Source organism: Streptococcus mitis, from assembly GCF_002860865.1.
GTDB classification, from domain to species: domain Bacteria; phylum Bacillota; class Bacilli; order Lactobacillales; family Streptococcaceae; genus Streptococcus; species Streptococcus mitis_AT.
On the sequence record NZ_PKIE01000001.1, the window covers coordinates 118,950 to 137,348 of the forward strand.

The 18,399-nt window shown below is 42.1% G+C and carries 16 protein-coding genes; 14 read left to right on the top strand and 2 right to left on the bottom strand.

The window, feature by feature from the left end; all coding sequences use genetic code 11:
- Positions 1-98: 98 nt before the first annotated feature.
- From cdaA to CYK18_RS00650, 8 genes are all read left to right on the top strand, one after another.
- Positions 99-956 (top strand): diadenylate cyclase CdaA, encoded by an 858-nt coding sequence (gene cdaA, locus CYK18_RS00615; protein WP_101784498.1) that lies wholly within the window; start codon positions 99-101, stop codon positions 954-956.
- Complete coding sequence (locus CYK18_RS00620; protein ID WP_023943694.1) at positions 943-1,707, top strand: CdaR family protein; 765 nt, start codon at positions 943-945, stop codon at positions 1,705-1,707. Before cdaA ends, CYK18_RS00620 begins: the two co-directional genes overlap by 14 nt.
- Before the next feature lie 24 nt (positions 1,708-1,731).
- Positions 1,732-3,084 (top strand): phosphoglucosamine mutase, encoded by a 1,353-nt coding sequence (gene glmM / locus CYK18_RS00625; protein ID WP_101784500.1) that lies wholly within the window; start codon positions 1,732-1,734, stop codon positions 3,082-3,084.
- Between the two features lie 73 nt (positions 3,085-3,157).
- On the top strand, positions 3,158-3,532 hold the full coding sequence (locus CYK18_RS00630; protein ID WP_001050087.1) for a DUF1149 family protein: 375 nt from the start codon (positions 3,158-3,160) through the stop codon (positions 3,530-3,532).
- A gap of 1 nt (position 3,533) precedes the next feature.
- A complete protein-coding gene (locus CYK18_RS00635) occupies positions 3,534-4,382 on the top strand; it encodes a DegV family protein (protein ID WP_033677877.1) in 849 nt (282 codons plus the stop codon).
- A gap of 267 nt (positions 4,383-4,649) precedes the next feature.
- Positions 4,650-5,417 carry a 4-hydroxy-tetrahydrodipicolinate reductase gene (gene dapB / locus CYK18_RS00640; protein WP_049521032.1) on the top strand — a complete coding sequence of 256 codons (768 nt, stop codon included), beginning with the start codon at positions 4,650-4,652 and terminating at the stop codon, positions 5,415-5,417.
- Positions 5,414-6,613: a CCA tRNA nucleotidyltransferase gene (locus tag CYK18_RS00645; protein WP_101784502.1), complete on the top strand. Its 1,200-nt coding sequence runs from the start codon at positions 5,414-5,416 to the stop codon at positions 6,611-6,613. The genes dapB and CYK18_RS00645 overlap by 4 nt, the downstream gene beginning before the upstream one ends.
- On the top strand, positions 6,610-8,481 hold the full coding sequence (locus tag CYK18_RS00650) for an ABC-F family ATP-binding cassette domain-containing protein (RefSeq protein ID WP_101784504.1): 1,872 nt from the start codon (positions 6,610-6,612) through the stop codon (positions 8,479-8,481). The genes CYK18_RS00645 and CYK18_RS00650 overlap by 4 nt, the downstream gene beginning before the upstream one ends.
- Positions 8,482-8,517: 36 nt before the next feature.
- Here CYK18_RS00650 and mntE read toward each other — a convergent pair whose 3' ends face one another.
- Positions 8,518-9,702, bottom strand: a complete 1,185-nt coding sequence (gene mntE / locus CYK18_RS00655; protein ID WP_101784506.1) for a CDF family manganese efflux transporter MntE — start codon at positions 9,700-9,702, stop codon at positions 8,518-8,520.
- A 306-nt stretch (positions 9,703-10,008) separates the two neighbouring features.
- On the opposite strand from mntE, the gene CYK18_RS00660 reads away from it, so the two are divergent.
- The 5 genes from CYK18_RS00660 to yaaA all read left to right on the top strand — a co-directional run bounded on the left by CYK18_RS00660 (position 10,009) and on the right by yaaA (position 15,876).
- Positions 10,009-12,705 carry a cation-translocating P-type ATPase gene (locus CYK18_RS00660; protein ID WP_101784508.1) on the top strand — a complete coding sequence of 899 codons (2,697 nt, stop codon included), beginning with the start codon at positions 10,009-10,011 and terminating at the stop codon, positions 12,703-12,705.
- A gap of 117 nt (positions 12,706-12,822) precedes the next feature.
- Positions 12,823-13,233: a peptide deformylase gene (locus tag CYK18_RS00665; protein WP_101784510.1), complete on the top strand. Its 411-nt coding sequence runs from the start codon at positions 12,823-12,825 to the stop codon at positions 13,231-13,233.
- A gap of 11 nt (positions 13,234-13,244) precedes the next feature.
- Positions 13,245-14,840 (top strand): hypothetical protein, encoded by a 1,596-nt coding sequence (locus CYK18_RS00670; RefSeq protein WP_101784512.1) that lies wholly within the window; start codon positions 13,245-13,247, stop codon positions 14,838-14,840.
- A 64-nt stretch (positions 14,841-14,904) separates the two neighbouring features.
- Positions 14,905-15,069, top strand: a complete 165-nt coding sequence (locus CYK18_RS00675) for a YczI family protein (RefSeq protein WP_000508327.1) — start codon at positions 14,905-14,907, stop codon at positions 15,067-15,069.
- Positions 15,070-15,147: 78 nt separating this feature from the next.
- Entirely contained in the window at positions 15,148-15,876 is a 729-nt protein-coding gene (gene yaaA / locus CYK18_RS00680) for a peroxide stress protein YaaA (protein ID WP_101784514.1), read from the top strand.
- Between the two features lie 230 nt (positions 15,877-16,106).
- On the opposite strand, the gene CYK18_RS00690 is transcribed toward yaaA, so the two are convergent.
- Positions 16,107-16,655, bottom strand: a complete 549-nt coding sequence (locus tag CYK18_RS00690) for an NADPH-dependent FMN reductase (protein ID WP_101784516.1) — start codon at positions 16,653-16,655, stop codon at positions 16,107-16,109.
- Positions 16,656-17,046: 391 nt separating this feature from the next.
- On the opposite strand from CYK18_RS00690, the gene CYK18_RS00695 reads away from it, so the two are divergent.
- Positions 17,047-18,243, top strand: a complete 1,197-nt coding sequence (locus CYK18_RS00695) for an MFS transporter (protein ID WP_101784518.1) — start codon at positions 17,047-17,049, stop codon at positions 18,241-18,243.
- Positions 18,244-18,399: the final 156 nt, after the last annotated feature.

Sequence of the window (18,399 nt, forward strand, 5' to 3'; positions counted from 1 at the left end):
TATTTTTCCTTAATTTAAAATGAAGTAGGATAGGGAAAAAAATGCCAGAAAAATGGTATAATAGAGAGGAACGTGTTTGGACAGAGAGGAGACAGCAGATGAACTTTCAACAATTATCCAACCTGCAATATTGGACTAGCTTGTTTTCTAGTCCTTGGAGTATTGCCATCAATCTGTTTGATATTTTGATTGTGACCTATGTTTTGTATCGTTTTACAAAAGCGATAGCTGGCACCAAGATTATGATTTTGGTGCGAGGGGTCTTGATTTTTGTATTAGCCCAGGTCGTGGCCAATATCCTTGGTTTAACAACGATTTCTTGGTTGATTAATCAGATTATCACCTATGGAGTTATTGCTGCGGTTGTTATCTTCTCTCCAGAGATTCGGACTGGTTTGGAACGCTTGGGAAGGGCGACAGATTTCTTTTCTACTACTCAAATTAGTGCAGAAGAGAAAATGATTCGTGCCTTTGTTAAGTCAGTTGAATACATGAGTCCCCGTAAGATCGGTGCTTTGGTTGCCATTCAACGAGTTCGGACCTTGCAAGAATACATTGCGACAGGGATTCCCTTGGATGCCAAAATTTCGGCAGAACTCCTCATCAATATTTTTATTCCCAACACTCCTCTACATGATGGTGCTGTGATTGTAAGAGAAAATCGGATTGCAGTCACCTCTGCCTATCTGCCCTTGACAGAAAGTACAGGGATTCCCAAGGAATTTGGGACCAGACACCGGGCGGCTATCGGTTTATCAGAAGTATCCGATGCCTTGACCTTCATTGTCTCAGAGGAAACAGGTGGCATTTCTATTACCTATAACGGTGTTTTCAAGCATGATTTGACGATTGAAGAATTTGAAGCAGAGCTACGAGCAATTCTTTTGCCAGCTGTTGAGGAAAAAGTCAGTTTTAAGGACCGTTTGCTAGGAGGTTGGAAATATGAGAAAAAATAGTCTATATATCATTTCATCTCTCTTTTTTGCTTGTGTCTTATTCATCTATGCAACATCGACTAATTTTCAAAATAACAATACCGCAAGACAGGTCAAATCAGAAACCTACACCAATACGATAACGAACGTTCCTATCGATATTCACTATGATGATGACCAGTATTTCATTAGCGGATTTGCATCAGAGGTTTCAGTTGTACTGACAGGTGCCAATCGTGTGACCTTGGCCAGTGAAATGCAGGAAAGCACTCGTAAGTTTAAGGTCACAGCGGATTTGACAGATGCTAGTGTTGGAACGATTGAAGTTCCTTTGAACATTGAAAATCTTCCTAGTGGATTGACTGCTGTGGCAACGCCTCAAAAGATTACAGTGAAAGTTGGGAAGAAGGTTAAGCGAGATGGGATGATTGTTGTGCCACAAGTTGACCAAAGCCAGATTGATCCCAAGCTACAACTTGATAGTGTAACCGTGTCAAATGAACGCGTTTCGGTCACGACTGACCAGGAAACATTAGCTAAGATTGACAAAGTTATTGCGCTTTTACCAACCAGCGAACGCATAACAGGTAATTACAGTGGCTCAGTACCTTTGCAGGCAATCGACCGCAACGGGGTAGTCTTACCAGTAGTTATCACTCCGTTTGATACAACCATGAAGGTCACTACAAAGCCTGTGGCACCAAGTTCAAGCACAAGCAGTTCGTCGGAGACATCTTCGTCAACAAAAGCAACTAGTTCAAAAACGAATTAAAAATAGGAAAAGGATTTTATAAAAATGGGTAAATATTTTGGGACTGATGGAGTCCGTGGAGAAGCTAACGTAGAATTAACGCCAGAATTGGCCTTTAAACTAGGACGTTTTGGAGGCTATGTTCTCAGTCAACATGAAACGGAAGCACCGAAAGTCTTTGTAGGACGTGACACACGTATTTCAGGGGAAATGCTGGAATCGGCCTTGGTAGCAGGTCTCCTCTCTGTAGGGATTCACGTATATAAACTAGGCGTTCTGGCAACACCAGCAGTAGCTTACTTGGTTAAAACTGAGGGAGCTAGTGCAGGTGTCATGATTTCTGCTAGCCACAACCCAGCCCTTGATAATGGGATTAAGTTCTTTGGTGGTGATGGCTTCAAACTAGATGACGAAAAAGAAGCAGAAATTGAAGCCTTGCTAGATGCTGAGGAAGACACTCTTCCTCGTCCAAGTGCAGAAGGATTGGGAACCTTGGTAGATTATCCAGAAGGCTTGCGTAAGTATGAAGGATACCTTGTTTCAACTGGAACTCCTCTTGATGGAATGAAGGTTGCCTTGGATACAGCTAATGGAGCAGCTTCTACCAGTGCCCGTCAAATCTTTGCAGACCTTGGTGCTCAATTAACAGTTATCGGGGAAACACCAGATGGTCTTAACATCAACCTTAATGTTGGTTCAACCCACCCAGAAGCCCTGCAAGAAGTGGTTAAAGAAAGCGGGTCAGCTATCGGTTTGGCATTTGATGGAGACAGTGACCGTTTGATTGCTGTTGATGAAAATGGTGAGATCGTTGATGGTGACAAGATCATGTACATCATCGGGAAATACCTTTCTGAAAAAGGACAATTGGCTCAAAATACAATTGTGACAACTGTGATGTCTAACCTTGGTTTCCACAAGGCCTTGGATCGAGAAGGTATTAACAAGGCAGTTACAGCAGTTGGCGACCGTTACGTTGTTGAAGAAATGAGAAAATCAGGCTACAACCTTGGTGGTGAACAATCTGGCCACGTTATCTTGATGGATTACAATACAACAGGTGATGGTCAATTATCCGCTGTCCAATTGACCAAAATCATGAAGGAAACAGGTAAGAGCTTGTCAGAGTTGGCAGCAGAAGTAACAATCTATCCACAAAAATTAGTCAACATTCGAGTGGAAAATGCCATGAAGGAAAAGGCTATGGAAGTGCCAGCTATCAAGGATATCATCGAGAAGATGGAAGCTGAAATGGCAGGGAATGGCCGTATCCTTGTTCGCCCAAGTGGAACAGAGCCCCTCTTGCGTGTTATGGCAGAAGCGCCTACAACAGAAGAAGTAGACTACTATGTTGATACCATCGCAGACGTAGTTCGAGCTGAAATCGGGATTGACTAAATCCTAGAAAACTAGATGAAAATAAAAAATTATGGTACAATAGCTTATAATATTGTAGCCAAGGGAGAAAGACATGAATCTTAAACGTGAACAAGAATTTGTTAGTCAGTATCATTTTGATGCGCGTAATTTTGAATGGGAAAATGAAAATGGAGCTCCTGAAACTAAGGTGGATGTGAACTTCCAATTGCTCCAACATGATCAAGAAAATCAAGTGACTTCCTTGATTGTCATCTTGACATTTATGATTGTATTTGATAAGTTTGTCATCAGTGGAACCATTTCACAGGTAAACCACATCGATGGCCGTATTGTTAATGAACCAAGTGAATTGAGCCAAGAAGAAGTGGAAACTTTGGCTCGTCCATGTTTGAATATGCTCAACCGTTTGACTTACGAAGTAACTGAAATTGCATTAGACTTACCAGGAATCAATTTGGAGTTCTAATATGAAACTAGCTGTTATCACAGATTCTTCTGCCTATCTCAGTGCAGAGACCTTGCAAAGAGAAGATTTATTTGTCTTGGATATTCCTGTCAATATTGATGGTGAGGAGTATGTCGAAGGCATCAATCTGACTGCTGAGGAATTTTACCAAAAAATGGCTCAGGCTTCTGAATTGCCTAAGACCAGTCAACCAAGTATTGCCAAGTTAGATGAAATCTTAACTTCGCTCAAAGAACAAGGTTATACACATGCCTTGGGGCTTTTCCTATCTTCTGGAATTTCAGGTTTTTACCAAAATATCCAGTATATGATAGATGACTATGATGGCTTAACCATTGCTTTTCCAGACACTTTGATTACAAGTGCTCCTCTGGGTATCATGGTTGAAAGCGTCTTTAATTGGCGTGACCAGGGCGATGATTTTGCCAGCATTCAGGATAAGCTAGCCATTCAAATCAGCCGTACGTCAGCCTTTATCATGGTAGATGACTTGGATCATTTAGTGAAAGGTGGACGTCTTTCAAATGGGGCAGCCATTTTGGGCAATTTGCTTAGCATTAAGCCAATCCTCTATTTCAATGACCAAGGTGTGATTGAAGTTTACGAAAAAGTTCGTACTGAAAAGAAAGCAACCAAGCGATTAATTGAAATTATCAAGGAAACAACGGCTTCAGGCCAATATCGGGTCATTGTCATTCATGGGAATGCTCCTGAAAAGGCTGAAGAATTGCGTCAACACTTGCTTGAATCTGGAGTGGGTACGGATATTTCACTAGCTACATTTGGTAGTGTCATTGGGACACACCTAGGATCAGGAAGCATTGCCCTGGGTTATATTCCAGTGATTTAGTTGGCACTTTTAGACTAGTTAAGAAGTTAGCAGTTGAACACGCCTGGAACCCTGTATGAAAAAGATAGTTCTTCCAAGGAGTAGACACTTCTTGATCAAAACTCCTATTTTCACTTTGTGTTCCTACAGGCTTTGTATCTTAGCAATTGAACACGGACTACCTGCCTCATGAAAAAATATGCCTGTCTGGCCTTTCGTCGAAAGTCAGCGCCATTCCCTATTTTTCATGGGCAGCCAACGTCCTTTGTATCTTAGACAGGAGTAGAGATGAGTATTCGAGTAATTATTGCTGGTTTTAAGGGAAAGATGGGCCAAGCTGCTTGTCAGATGGTCTTGGCTGATCCAGACTTGGACTTGGTAGCAGTTTTGGATCCTTTTGAGTCTGAGTCAGAATGGCAGGGTATTCCTGTTTTCAAGGATAAGGCTGATTTAGCCGGTTTTGAAGCGGATGTCTGGGTAGATTTTACTACTCCAGCTGTTGCCTATGAAAATACACGCTTTGCTCTTGAGAATGGCTTTGCTCCAGTAGTTGGAACGACAGGCTTTACTAGTGAAGAAATTGCAGAGCTAAAAGAATTTTCTCGTGCTCAAGATTTGGGTGGCTTGATCGCCCCTAACTTTGCCTTGGGTGCTGTCTTGCTCATGCAATTTGCGACGCAGGCTGCCAAATATTTCCCAAATGTGGAGATTATCGAGCTCCATCATGACAAGAAAAAGGATGCCCCGAGTGGAACAGCTATTAAAACAGCTGAATTGATGGCAGAAGTTCGAGAGTCTATTCAGCAAGGTGCGACTGATGAGGAAGAACTGATTGCTGGTGCTCGTGGTGCTGACTTTGATGGCATGCGTATTCACTCAGTTCGTTTGCCAGGCTTGGTAGCCCATCAGGAAGTCATCTTTGGCAATCAGGGAGAAGGATTGACCCTGCGTCATGACTCCTATGATCGTAGCTCCTTCATGACAGGGGTCAATTTGGGAATTAAAGAAGTTGTCAAGCGTCATGAGCTTGTCTATGGATTAGAACACTTATTATGAGATTAACGCAAATGCCTTCTGAATTTCAGAAGGCTTTACCAGTATTAGAAAAAATTAAAGAAGCAGGTTTTGAAGCTTATTTTGTTGGGGGTTCTGTTCGAGATGCCCTCCTCAATCGTCCTATCCATGATGTGGATATTGCGACGTCTTCTTATCCAGAAGAGACCAAGCAGATTTTTCCGCGAACAGCAGATATCGGAATCGAACATGGAACTGTCTTGGTTTTAGATGGGGACGAGGAGTATGAGGTGACGACCTTTCGAACTGAAGATGTCTATGTAGACTATCGCAGACCCAGTGCGGTTTCCTTTGTGCGCTCGCTAGAAGAAGACCTCAATCGCCGTGATTTTACAGTCAATGCCTTTGCCTTGGACGAGGCAGGAGAAATCATAGACTTGTTCCATGGTTTAGAAGATTTGGAAAACCAAGTCTTGCGAGCAGTTGGAGTGGCCAGTGAGCGTTTCAACGAAGATGCTTTGCGGATTATGCGTGGTTTCCGTTTTCAGGCCAGTCTTGGTTTTGAACTTGAGCCAGAAACCTTTAAAGCTATGAAGACCTTGACGCCACTTTTGGAGAAAATTTCTGTAGAGCGTACTTTTGTTGAGTTTGATAAACTCTTGCTGGCTCCATTTTGGAGAAGGGGCTTGGCTTCCATGATTGAGAGTCAAGCTTATGACTATCTCCCTGATATGACAGCTAGCCAGAACAAGCTTAACAGACTGTTTGATTTGGAGACTGATTTCACCTTTGAATCTTCAGAGCAAGCCTGGGCAGCTCTTTTGTGGGCTTTGGAGATTGAAAATGCGCAGCCATTTTTGAAAGCTTGGAAGACCTCACGCCAGTTTGCCAAGCAAGTTCAGGATTTGCTGACTATTTTGGCCTTGCGTGAAAAGGGAGAATTGAGCAAGCGCGATTGTTACCGCTTTGACTTGGATTTGCTTTTACAGGCTGAAAATCTTCGTCAGGCTCAGGGAAAACCAGTCAACCCACAAGTCATCACAGAAACCTACCAGAGTCTGACCATTCATGACAAGAAAGAAATTCAGATTAATGGTGGCATTTTGATTAAGGAATATGGCTATCAACCAGGTCCAGACTTGGGAGAGATTTTAACAGAGATTGAATATGCCATTGTCGATGGCGAATTGGAAAATGACCGTCAAGCCATCCATGCTTATCTGAGGGAGAAAAAATGAGTGATTTTATCGTTGAAAAACTAAGTAAATCCGTCGGTGACAAGACCGTTTTTAAGGATATTTCCTTTATTATCCATGACCTAGACAGAATTGGTCTGATTGGTGTCAATGGAACGGGGAAGACCACCCTTTTAGATGTTCTTTCTGGTGTTTCTGGCTTTGATGGGGATGTCAGTCCTTTTTCAGTTAAGAATGATTACCAGATTGGTTACTTGACCCAAGATCCTGATTTTGATGATAGCAAGACGGTCTTGGATACAGTCTTATCCAGCGATCTCAAGGAAATCCAGCTTATTCGTGAGTATGAATTGATCATGCTCAACTATAGTGAGGACAAGCAGGCGCGTTTGGAACGGGTCATGGCAGAAATGGACTCTCTCCAAGCTTGGGAAATTGAGAGTCAGGTCAAGACGGTTCTTAGCAAGCTGGGGATTCAAGACTTATCTACTCCAGTTGGAGAATTGTCAGGTGGCCTAAGAAGACGGGTCCAGTTGGCGCAAGTTTTACTTGGTAACCACGACCTCTTACTTCTGGATGAGCCGACCAACCATTTGGATATTGCGACTATTGAGTGGCTGACCCTCTTTTTGAAAAATTCCAAGAAAACAGTCCTCTTTATCACCCACGATCGCTACTTCTTAGACGCTTTGTCAACACGGATTTTCGAGTTGGATCGCGCAGGCTTGACCGAATATCAGGGCAATTATCAGGACTATGTTCGCCTTAAGGCGGAACAGGACGAGCGCGACGCGGCTCTTCTTCACAAAAAGGAACAACTTTATAAGCAAGAATTGGCCTGGATGCGCAGACAACCGCAGGCGCGTGCGACCAAGCAACAAGCTCGTATCAATCGTTTCCATGACTTGAAAAAGGAAGTTTCAGGTAATACTACTGAGACAGACTTGACCATGAACTTTGAAACTAGTCGGATTGGGAAAAAAGTCATCGAGTTTCAGGATGTTTCCTTTGCCTATGAAAACAAGCCCATTTTGCAAGATTTTAATCTCTTGGTACAGGCTAAAGATCGTATTGGAATTGTTGGGGACAACGGTGTTGGGAAATCAACCCTGCTTAACCTAATTACAGGAAGTCTTGATCCGACCGAAGGACAAGTTGTGATTGGGGAAACAGTTCGCATCGCCTATTTCTCTCAGCAAATTGAGGGTTTGGATGAAAGCAAGCGTGTTATCAATTACCTGCAAGAAGTGGCAGAAGAGGTCAAGACCAGCGGTGGTTCTACGACTTCCATTGCAGAATTGCTAGAGCAGTTCCTTTTCCCACGCTCGACGCATGGAACCTTGATTGAGAAATTGTCTGGGGGAGAGAAAAAACGTCTTTATCTCCTCAAATTGCTCTTGGAAAAACCAAATGTTCTTCTCTTGGATGAGCCGACCAATGATTTGGATATTGCAACCTTGACAGTTTTGGAGAATTTCTTGCAGAGCTTTGCAGGGCCTGTCTTGACAGTTAGCCATGACCGCTATTTCTTGGATAAGGTAGCGACCAAGATTCTCGCTTTTGAGGATGGCAAGATTCGTCCTTTCTTTGGTCATTACACCGACTATCTAGATGAAAAAGCCTTTGAAACAGATATGGCCAATCAAGTGCAAAAGGCCGAAAAGGAAAAAGTGGTCAAGGTTCGAGAAGACAAGAAACGCATGACCTACCAAGAAAAGCAGGAGTGGGCAAGCATTGAAGGCGATATTGAAAACTTGGAAAATCGTATCGCTGCTATTGAAGAGGAGATGCAGGCCAACGGCTCTGATTTTGGCAAACTAGCTACTCTTCAAAAAGAACTGGATGAGAAAAACGAAGCACTCCTTGAAAAATACGAACGCTATGAATACCTAAGTGACTTTGATAACTAGAAGAATAGAAAAATCCCGTCTCATGACAGGATTTCTCTATTCTTTTTTGGTTTCTTGATGAAAGATATTTTGCCAAGTTTCGTGGCGACGCCAGATACTGGTATGGACAATTCCGTCCAATTCATAGCTGATGAGTTTTGTTTTCTGACTGATGGAAGTGATTTGGATGTCCTTGATAGCTGAATTCAAGTCTTTTTCGGCTTTATAGGCCTCTTTATCCATCTGCTCTCCATCCTGACGAATATAGACAAAATCATCAGCCAAGAGTTCTTCCAGTTGATTTCCTTGGTCAATCAATTGTTCACGCATAAGCAATTTTTTATAGACATTGTCTAAAACTTCATCTTCAGGGATAGGTGCTGGCTCGATATGGACATCGGTATCAAAGACTCCAAAACGTTCCTCCAGCATAGACTCGACCTGATCCGCAATTTCATGGCTTTCAAAAACAGACAAGTCAGGATTCATTTCTAGTGTAATATCAAGGTAGATGTTACTACCGTAGGTGCGACCTCTTTGCGACTTAACCTTGCTGATCTTGGGAATTTCCATGATAGCCTTTTGATAGTCCTCAAGCAGACGGTCGTCAAAGCCATCCGAAAGGCTAAAGGAAGACTCGATGAAGATATCATAGGCAGTTTTCAAGATAAAGAAAGTGATGATGATGGCAACCAGTTTATCCACAATGGGATAATTGAAACTGCTAGCCAGGATGGCAATGGTAGTACCAAGTGAGGTAACAGCGTCAGAAAGATTGTCTTTGGCGGCAGCCTTCAGTGCCTTAGAGTTGGATTTCTTACTGAGGCCAGTATTGTAGAGATAGACTAGAAACATAATCGCTGCAGACATAATTCCTAGAGTTGCACCCAGAGGGTCAATGACTGTTTCTTCACGACTGAGAATCTTCTGAATGGTATCCCGAAGTACATCGAAACCAACATAGAACATGATAATGGAAGTGATTAAGCTAGCCAAATCCTCAATCTTCCAGTGGCCAAAACGGTGGTCTCGGTCAGCAGGCTGGCGCGCCATTCGAATCCCAATCAGAAGAGCAACATTTCCAATGATGTCCGATACGTTGTTAAAACCATCGGCCACCAAACTGGATGAATGGAGGAGGTGACCAGTTGCCAATTTTGCTGCAGACAAGATTAAATAGGTCGAAATACTGATAATGGCCCCACGCTCAGCTAACTTGAGATTTGAGATAGATTGCTTCATTCAACTTCCTTTCTAGTCACATAGCATTCTACCATTATACTGGTTTTCAAGGGAAAATTCAAATAAGTCAGTTTTTACTCTTTGAAAACTTTTCAAAATTTGGTATAATAGTACTACTCAAGGGAGTAGCTGGCAGAAACCTGTGATAGTGTCGTCATTCCGAATTTTATACTGAAAAGTATGCTTTCCGGCACTATCTTAAACAGCGAGACTTGTTATGATTAACAGGTCTCTTTTTGTTTGTCGTGAAAAGATACGATAAGGAAAAGAGAGTCTGTTTTGCACACAATGTCAAGGAGGAGACACATGTCAAAAGAACAAAAACGCCAAGCGTTTTACACTCAGAGTCCTAAAGAGGTCTTGAAGGTTGTGGATGCGACCGAGCAAGGTTTGTCATCAAGTGAGGCGGAAAAGCGCCTTGCCGAATTTGGCCACAATGAACTCGAAGAAGGCGAGAAACGATCAATTCTGGTCAAATTCATTGAGCAATTTAAGGATTTGATGATTATTATCCTAGTTGCGGCAGCAATCTTGTCAGTTGTGACTTCTGGTGGGGAAGATATCGCCGATGCCATTATCATCCTAGCCGTGGTTATCATCAACGCTGCTTTTGGTGTTTACCAAGAAGGGAAAGCCGAAGAAGCGATCGAAGCCCTCAAATCCATGTCTAGTCCAGCTGCCCGCGTTTTGCGTGATGGGCACATGGCTGAGATTGACTCTAAAGAATTGGTTCCAGGTGATATCGTTGCCCTTGAAGCAGGTGACGTAGTGCCAGCAGACCTACGTTTGCTAGAAGCCAACTCTCTTAAAATCGAAGAAGCAGCCTTGACAGGTGAGTCTGTACCAGTCGAAAAAGACTTATCAGTCGAATTAGCTACAGATGCTGGTATTGGTGACCGTGTCAACATGGCCTTCCAAAACTCAAACGTGACCTATGGTCGTGGAATGGGTGTTGTTGTCAATACTGGTATGTACACTGAAGTTGGTCATATCGCTGGTATGCTCCAAGATGCGGATGAGACAGATACACCACTTAAACAAAACTTGAACAACCTTTCTAAGGTCTTGACCTATGCTATCTTGGTCATTGCCCTTGTTACCTTTGTAGTGGGTGTCTTCATTCAAGGGAAAAACCCGCTTGGTGAGTTGATGACCTCTGTTGCGCTTGCCGTTGCAGCCATTCCAGAAGGGCTCCCAGCTATCGTAACTATCGTTCTTGCCCTTGGTACTCAAGTTTTGGCCAAACGTAACTCTATCGTTCGGAAGTTACCGGCAGTTGAAACACTTGGTTCAACAGAAATCATTGCTTCTGATAAGACTGGTACGCTGACTATGAACAAGATGACGGTTGAAAAAGTCTTCTACGATGCAGTCCTACATGATTCAGCTGATGACATTGAACTGGGTCTTGAAATGCCCCTTCTTCGTTCAGTTGTCTTGGCCAATGATACGAAAATTGATGTGGAAGGCAACCTGATTGGTGACCCAACCGAAACAGCCTTTATTCAATATGCCTTAGACAAGGGCTATGATGTCAAAGGATTTTTAGAGAAATATCCTCGTGTGGCTGAGTTGCCATTTGACTCTGATCGTAAGCTCATGTCAACGGTTCACCCACTTGCAGATGGACGCTTCCTCGTAGCTGTTAAAGGTGCGCCAGACCAACTTTTGAAACGTTGTGTTCTCCGTGACAAAGCTGGGGATATTGCTCCGATTGACGAGAAGGTTACAAACCTCATTCACACAAACAACTCTGAAATGGCTCATCAAGCCTTGCGTGTCCTTGCAGGTGCCTATAAGATTATCGACAGCATTCCAGCAAACCTGACTTCTGAAGAGCTTGAAAATGATTTAATCTTTACTGGTTTGATTGGGATGATTGACCCTGAACGTCCTGAGGCAGCTGAGGCTGTTCGTGTGGCTAAGGAAGCTGGAATTCGTCCAATTATGATTACAGGTGACCACCAAGACACTGCAGAAGCTATTGCCAAACGTTTGGGAATCATTGACGCAAACGATACAGAAGGCCACGTTTTAACTGGTGCTGAACTCAACGAACTATCTGATGAAGACTTTGAAAAAGTTGTTGGTCAGTACTCTGTTTATGCCCGTGTGTCTCCAGAGCACAAGGTTCGTATCGTCAAGGCTTGGCAAAAACAAGGTAAGGTTGTTGCCATGACAGGTGACGGTGTCAATGATGCGCCAGCTCTGAAAACAGCCGATATCGGTATCGGTATGGGAATCACTGGTACAGAGGTCTCTAAGGGAGCTTCTGACATGATTCTTGCAGATGATAACTTTGCGACTATTATCGTTGCAGTTGAAGAAGGACGTAAGGTCTTCTCAAACATTCAAAAGACGATTCAGTACCTACTTTCTGCCAATACTGCTGAAGTATTAACCATCTTCCTATCAACCTTGTTTGGTTGGGACGTCTTGCAGCCAGTTCATCTTTTGTGGATCAACTTGGTAACAGATACCTTCCCAGCTATCGCTCTTGGTGTTGAACCTGCTGAGCCTGGTGTCATGAACCATAAACCACGTGGACGCAAGGCAAGCTTCTTCTCAGGTGGTGTTTTGAGTTCTATCATCTATCAAGGTGTACTCCAAGCAGCTATTGTTATGAGTGTTTATGGTCTTGCCCTTCTTTACCCAGTTCACGTGGGTGACAATCATGCCATTCATGCGGATGCTCTTACTATGGCCTTTGCAACTCTTGGTTTGATTCAGCTCTTCCATGCTTATAATGTCAAGTCTGTTTACCAATCCATCTTGACAGTTGGCCCATTCAAGTCTAAGACATTTAACTGGTCCATCTTGGTATCCTTCATCCTTCTCATGGCAACAATCGTTGTAGAACCGCTTGAAGGAATCTTCCACGTAACCAAACTAGACTTGTCACAATGGGGAATCGTTATGGGCGGAAGTTTCTCAATGATTATTATCGTCGAAATCGTTAAGTTTGTTCAACGTAAACTTGGCTTTGATAAGAATGCGATTTAAAAAGAAAAAGTCATCTTCGGATGGCTTTTTGCTACAGTTGAGGGAAAGGGCTTGCAGTTATCGTCTTTTGTGCTATAATTGCTATAATATAGTAAAGATCAAGAGGAGTGTGAGCAAGTGGAAAAGAAAATTGTAAAGGATATTTTGTTTTTATCTCAGGTGTCTCAGCCGGCAAGTCAGGATGATCTGTATCTTGCCAGAGATTTGCAGGATACACTCTTAGCAAATCGTGAAACCTGTGTCGGTCTAGCTGCCAATATGATTGGAGTGCAGAAGCGCGTGATTATTTTTAATCTTGGCTTGGTTCCCGTGGTCATGTTTAACCCAGTGCTCCTGTCCTCTGAAGGACCTTATGAGACAGAGGAAGGCTGTTTGTCCTTGACGGGTGTGAGATCAACTAAGCGTTTTGAAACCATAAGGGTTGCTTATCGTGACAGCAAGTGGCAGGAACAGACCATTACCTTGACAGGATTCCCAGCTCAGATTTGCCAGCATGAACTGGATCACTTGGAAGGACGAATCATTTAGGAGGAAAGCAAATGAAACGAATAGTCTTTGAACTTATTTTTATCGCAACGACCTGGTATATCTTTTTACCGCCCCTTAACCTGACCAGCTGGGAATTTCTCTTTTTCCTCTGTGGGCATTTGCTGGTTGTAGCAGTCTTATTTGGCTTTGGCAAGGGGATAAACCTTGTCAAAACGGTTCATGTGCGCCACGGCAAGGCAGAAGCTGCCTTAAATCTAGAGGGTTTCAAAATCAATCGGTTAGGGAAAATCCTTTTAGTTTCTATTGGAGGAATTATTCTCTTAGCAGCCTTGGTTTCCTTGGTGACTTCCAGCATTTTTCAGGCTAAAAATTATGCCAATGTAGTCACGGTTACGGAAAAAGGCTTTACTGAATTTCCTAAGACGGACACTAGTAAGGTTCCTATTTTAGATAGAAGTACTGCTGAAAAAATTGGTGACCGCTACTTGGGTTCTCTAACCGATAAGGTGTCGCAATACGTAGCGGCAGATACCTATACCCAATTGACGATTGATGGGAAACCTTATCGGGTTACACCATTAGAATACGCAGATCCTATCAAGTGGTTTAATAATCAAGCCAAGGGAATCGGCGAATATATTAAGGTGGACATGGTAACCGGGAATGCAGACTTGGTAGATTTGAAGACACCAATCAAATATTCAGACTCGGAGTATTTTAACCGTGATGTCAAGCGTCACCTGCGCTTGAAGTACCCAACTAAAATCTTCAAGACTCCATCTTTTGAGGTGGACGATGAGGGTAATCCTTTCTATGTAGCAACGGTTTACCAAAAGCAATTTGGACTTGCGGTTCCTCGTCCTGTTTCAGTCATTATCTTGGATGCCACAAATGGAGAAACCAAGGAATACAGCTTGGCAGATGTTCCAGAATGGGTGGACAGGGTCTATCCAGCTGAGGAAACCATTGAGCAAATCAACTACAACGGCAAGTACAAGGACGGTTTCTGGAATGCTATGATTTCCAAGAAAAATGTGACCCAGACTACCAAGGGCTATAATTACTTGTCTATCGGTAATGACATCTACCTCTACACAGGTGTGACATCGGCCAATGCAGATGAAAGTAATCTTGGTTTTATCCTTGAAAATATGCGAACAGGAGAAATCACTAAGTACAGCTTGGCTTCTGCGACCGAAGAATCAGCCCGTGAATCAGCCGAAGGTGCTGTTCAGGAGAAATCCTACAAGGCAACCTTCCCAATCCTCATCAACCTCAATGACAAGCCTCTCTACATCATGGGCTTGAAGGACAATGCTGGCTTGGTCAAAGAGTACGCTTTGGTAGATGCAGTCGAGTACCAAAATGTTATCGTAGCTACTACAGTGGAAGAGCTACTCAGCAAGTACGCCAATAAAAACGACCTTGAAATTGACAATGCAACAACAGAAAGCATTAAGGGTGTGGTAGCAGACCTCAAATCAGCTGTTATCAAGGGAGACACCGTCTACTTCTTTAAAGTTGATGGCAAGATTTATAAGGTTAAGGCCTCTGTATCGGATGACCTTCCTTACCTTGAAAATGGTAAAAACTTCGAAGGTCAAGTAGGAAATGACAATTATCTCAAGACTTTTAAAGTGCAGTAAAAAAGGTTTATTTAAGAAATATATGTTATAATAAGGTAAATTAAGATTAATGGAGGACAAACAAATGGGTTTTTATGTGATGGTTGCTTCAATGCTACTCGGACTGCTCGCTTTGAAGATAGGTTTTTCTCAGTTCAAGGAGAAAAAAGATAAATTCTTATCTATCTTAACAAGTTTAGCTGGTTTAGCCCTTGTTCTCGTGGCTGTCTGGTTAGGATGGCCAAAATAACCAGAGAAATCTCGGTCAAACCGAGGTTTTTCAGATGAATTTCTTGGTAGTGGCTAAAAAATATGCTACACTATCAATATGAAAATTTTAATCCCAACAGCAAAAGAAATGAACACAGATTTGCCAAGTATCGAGGCAAATCCTTTAAGACCAGAAAGTCAGGCCGTGCTTGATTCCTTGGCCCTCTATTCTGCTAGTCAATTAGAGAGTTTTTACAAGGTTTCAGCTGAGAAGGCAGCGGAGGAATTTCAACATATCCAAGCTTTGAAAAGGCAAACTGCTCAACACTATCCAGCCTTGAAACTTTTTGATGGACTTATGTATCGTTATATCAAGCGAGACAAACTGACCGAGGCAGAACAAGCCTATTTTGAAAATCATGTCTTCATTACCTCGGCTTTGTACGGAGTCGTTCCAGCCTTGTCACCTATGGCACCTCACCGTTTGGACTTTTTGATGAAATTAAAAGTCGCTGGTAAGACTTTAAAGAGTCATTGGAAGGTAGCCTATGATGAAGCTGTGAAGCAGGAAGAAGTGGTTTTCTCCCTCTTGTCATCCGAGTTTGAGACCGTATTTTCTAAGGAAATCAGAGAAAAGATGGTGACCTTCAAATTCATGGAGGATAGAGGTGGGCAGCTGAAGATTCATTCAACCATTTCTAAGAAAGCGCGTGGTGCCTTCCTAACAGTCCTGATAGAAAATCAAGTGCAGACAGTGGAGGAAGCTCGTCGCTTAAGCTTTGCAGGATTTAACTACCGAGAAGATTTGTCACAGCCACAGGAATTGGTTTTTGTTAAGGAAGTATAGAAAATAGATATTTTGTATTTGACAATATGTATCATCAGACATTTTATACTCTTCGAAAATCAAATTCAAACCACGTTAGCTTCGCCTTGCCGTACTCAAGTACAGCCTACGGCTAGCTTCCTAGTTTGCTCTTTGATTTTCATTGAGTATTAGTTTATAAATGAGAAAAAAGCGAACAAGCTAGCCTTCTGAGTGTCAGAAGATTAGCTTGTTCGCTTTTATTATGTTAGTTACTTGATCGCTGCGACCAAGTCTTCCGCTTGTTTCTCAAGTGAGTTTAGGACTGTTTCTTCAAGAATCAATTTTCCGTCTGCCCAAGCAGAGTCATTGACACGTGCAGCAGTGAAATCACCAACGATTTGTGTACGGATAAATGGCAAGAGGTCTTTGTAAATAGCGAAGAGTTGATCGTGACCTGCATTGGCTACAGATGATACTGTGACAAATTTATCTTGAAGGGCAGAAGCGCCACGTGTATCAGACAAGTCAAGGGCACGAGATAGCCAGTCAAGCAAGTTTTTCACTGTTCCAGGGATAGAGAAGTTGTAGACTGGAGAGAAGATCCAGATAGCATCCGAAGCGAGAACCGCTTCACGAGCAGCCGCTACAGCTGGATGAGTTGGAACTTCCAAATCTTGGCTGAAAAGAGGAAGGGCTGAATAATCAAGGTAGCTAACTTCCGCTTTACCAGCAAGTGCTTTCTCAGCTTCTAGAGCCATTTGGTGGTTGAAAGAACCTTGACGTAGGGATCCGACGATAAATAATACTTTTTTAGACATGATGTGTCTCCTTTTTCTTAAGTTTACGAGAACTCTCTCGTTGTTATAAGATATATTACAACAAAAGAAAACACCTTGCAAGAAATTTGCTCAGAGTTTATTTGAAAACTATAAAATTGTAGAAACTCTAATCACTTGCGACTGGAATGCATTTGATTTTCATTGAGTATTACTATATTCTCTTGTAATATGATGACATAAGTGCTAAAATAAACAAGAAAACTCGCAATAGAAACCGCAGAACAGCTATTTTCCGGTATCATTTTATAAATCATTAAAGGAACAATAATGGCATTGAAGAATGCTTCTAAAAGGGGTGGAGATCATGTAAGGCAAAGATTAACAAGTGACGGACAAAAGAAATAATAATACACTTGTTAAAGGAGAAAAAATGTTAATAAGAAATTATCGGAAAAATATTGGCCTAATGGCCGGAGTTGAGTTTTTTGCTTTTTTAGGGATTACCAGCTTTTGGATTCTCTTTCTCAGTCAAAATGGAATGTCTCTTTGGCAGATTGGCCTTCTAGAGAGTATTTTTCATACTACCAGTCTTCTCTGTGAAATTCCATCTGGTATGTTAGCTGACCGCTATTCCTATAAGATCAATCTTTATTTAAGTAGAATAGCAGGGATTCTGTCTTCTATTCTCATGTTGGCTGGGCAGGGAAATTTTTGGATTTATGCACTAGCTATGGCGGTAAGTGCCTTGTCTTATAATTTTGATTCAGGAACAAGCGCAGCAATGGTCTATGACTCGGCTGTAGAGGCTGGACTAAAGGAGCGTTATCTATCCATTTCAAGTTTCATATCAGGAGTGTCAGAAGGAACCCAGTCTTTGGGGACAGTGTTGGCAGGATTTTTTGTCCATGGTCAATTGCACCTGACCTACTATATCATGATTGCCACTTCTATCATAGTTCTTTTCCTGATCTGGATGCTGAAAGAGCCCAGTGTCAAAGTAGAAAAAGCTGATAGTGTGACCATGAAACAGATTATCTGGACTGTTAAGGATGAGTTGAAGAGAAATCCCACGCTCTTCAACTGGATGATTTTGTCTCAGATTGTCGGAACACTCATGTGCATGTTTTACTTTTACTATCAAAATCAGTTACCAGATTTAAGTGGTTGGCAAATTTCAGCAGTTATGCTACTTGGTAGTCTCTTGAATATCGTCGCAGTCTATCTAGCGAGTAAGATTGGAAAGAACTATGCTGCCTTGAAGCTTTTCCCTATCCTCGTCCTGCTGACTGGAGTTACCTATATGTTGTCCTATTTTGGAACACCTCTAATCTATATTTTGATTTATTTGATTAGTAATGCTCTATATGCTCTTTTTCAGCCAATTTTTGACAATGATTTGCAAGAGCGGCTCCCAAGTGAAGTAAGGGCAACCATGCTGAGTGTCTACTCTATGATGTTTAGCTTGAGTATGATTGTGTTTTTCCCACTGACAGGCTGGTTGATTGATCATTTAGGCTTTGTAGTAACATTTCTTTATCTAGGATTATTTTTAGTCATGATTAGCCTTCTACTGCCTGTATTTTTAGGAAAAATGGCTAAAAGAATAGATGATAAAATGATTCCATAGATCAAAAAAATTACGAAAACTTGAGTGTCAAGCTCAGGTTTTTTAATATCTTGATTTCGCTGTATCTTTACTTTTCTTGCTCGGTTTTAAACAAGAAAAATCTGTTTTGTTTTAAGGAAGAAATAATATAGGTTTGTTCTTGCATTCACTTGTAAT

Bases quoted from the DNA above. Each gene is read 5' to 3' on its own strand.
- CYK18_RS00690 (WP_101784516.1), bottom strand. From the start codon at position 16,655: ATGTCTAAAAAAGTATTATTTATCGTCGGATCCCTACGTCAAGGTTCT.
- CYK18_RS00650 (WP_101784504.1), top strand. From the start codon at position 6,610: ATGAGTGATTTTATCGTTGAAAAACTAAGTAAATCCGTCGGTGACAAG.
- CYK18_RS00620 (WP_023943694.1), top strand. From the start codon at position 943: ATGAGAAAAAATAGTCTATATATCATTTCATCTCTCTTTTTTGCTTGT.
- CYK18_RS00695 (WP_101784518.1), top strand. From the start codon at position 17,047: ATGTTAATAAGAAATTATCGGAAAAATATTGGCCTAATGGCCGGAGTT.
- CYK18_RS00630 (WP_001050087.1), top strand. From the start codon at position 3,158: ATGAATCTTAAACGTGAACAAGAATTTGTTAGTCAGTATCATTTTGAT.
- CYK18_RS00670 (WP_101784512.1), top strand. From the start codon at position 13,245: ATGAAACGAATAGTCTTTGAACTTATTTTTATCGCAACGACCTGGTAT.
- dapB (WP_049521032.1), top strand. From the start codon at position 4,650: ATGAGTATTCGAGTAATTATTGCTGGTTTTAAGGGAAAGATGGGCCAA.
- CYK18_RS00660 (WP_101784508.1), top strand. From the start codon at position 10,009: ATGTCAAAAGAACAAAAACGCCAAGCGTTTTACACTCAGAGTCCTAAA.
- glmM (WP_101784500.1), top strand. From the start codon at position 1,732: ATGGGTAAATATTTTGGGACTGATGGAGTCCGTGGAGAAGCTAACGTA.
- CYK18_RS00675 (WP_000508327.1), top strand. From the start codon at position 14,905: ATGGGTTTTTATGTGATGGTTGCTTCAATGCTACTCGGACTGCTCGCT.
- cdaA (WP_101784498.1), top strand. From the start codon at position 99: ATGAACTTTCAACAATTATCCAACCTGCAATATTGGACTAGCTTGTTT.
- CYK18_RS00635 (WP_033677877.1), top strand. From the start codon at position 3,534: ATGAAACTAGCTGTTATCACAGATTCTTCTGCCTATCTCAGTGCAGAG.
- mntE (WP_101784506.1), bottom strand. From the start codon at position 9,702: ATGAAGCAATCTATCTCAAATCTCAAGTTAGCTGAGCGTGGGGCCATT.
- yaaA (WP_101784514.1), top strand. From the start codon at position 15,148: ATGAAAATTTTAATCCCAACAGCAAAAGAAATGAACACAGATTTGCCA.
- CYK18_RS00645 (WP_101784502.1), top strand. From the start codon at position 5,414: ATGAGATTAACGCAAATGCCTTCTGAATTTCAGAAGGCTTTACCAGTA.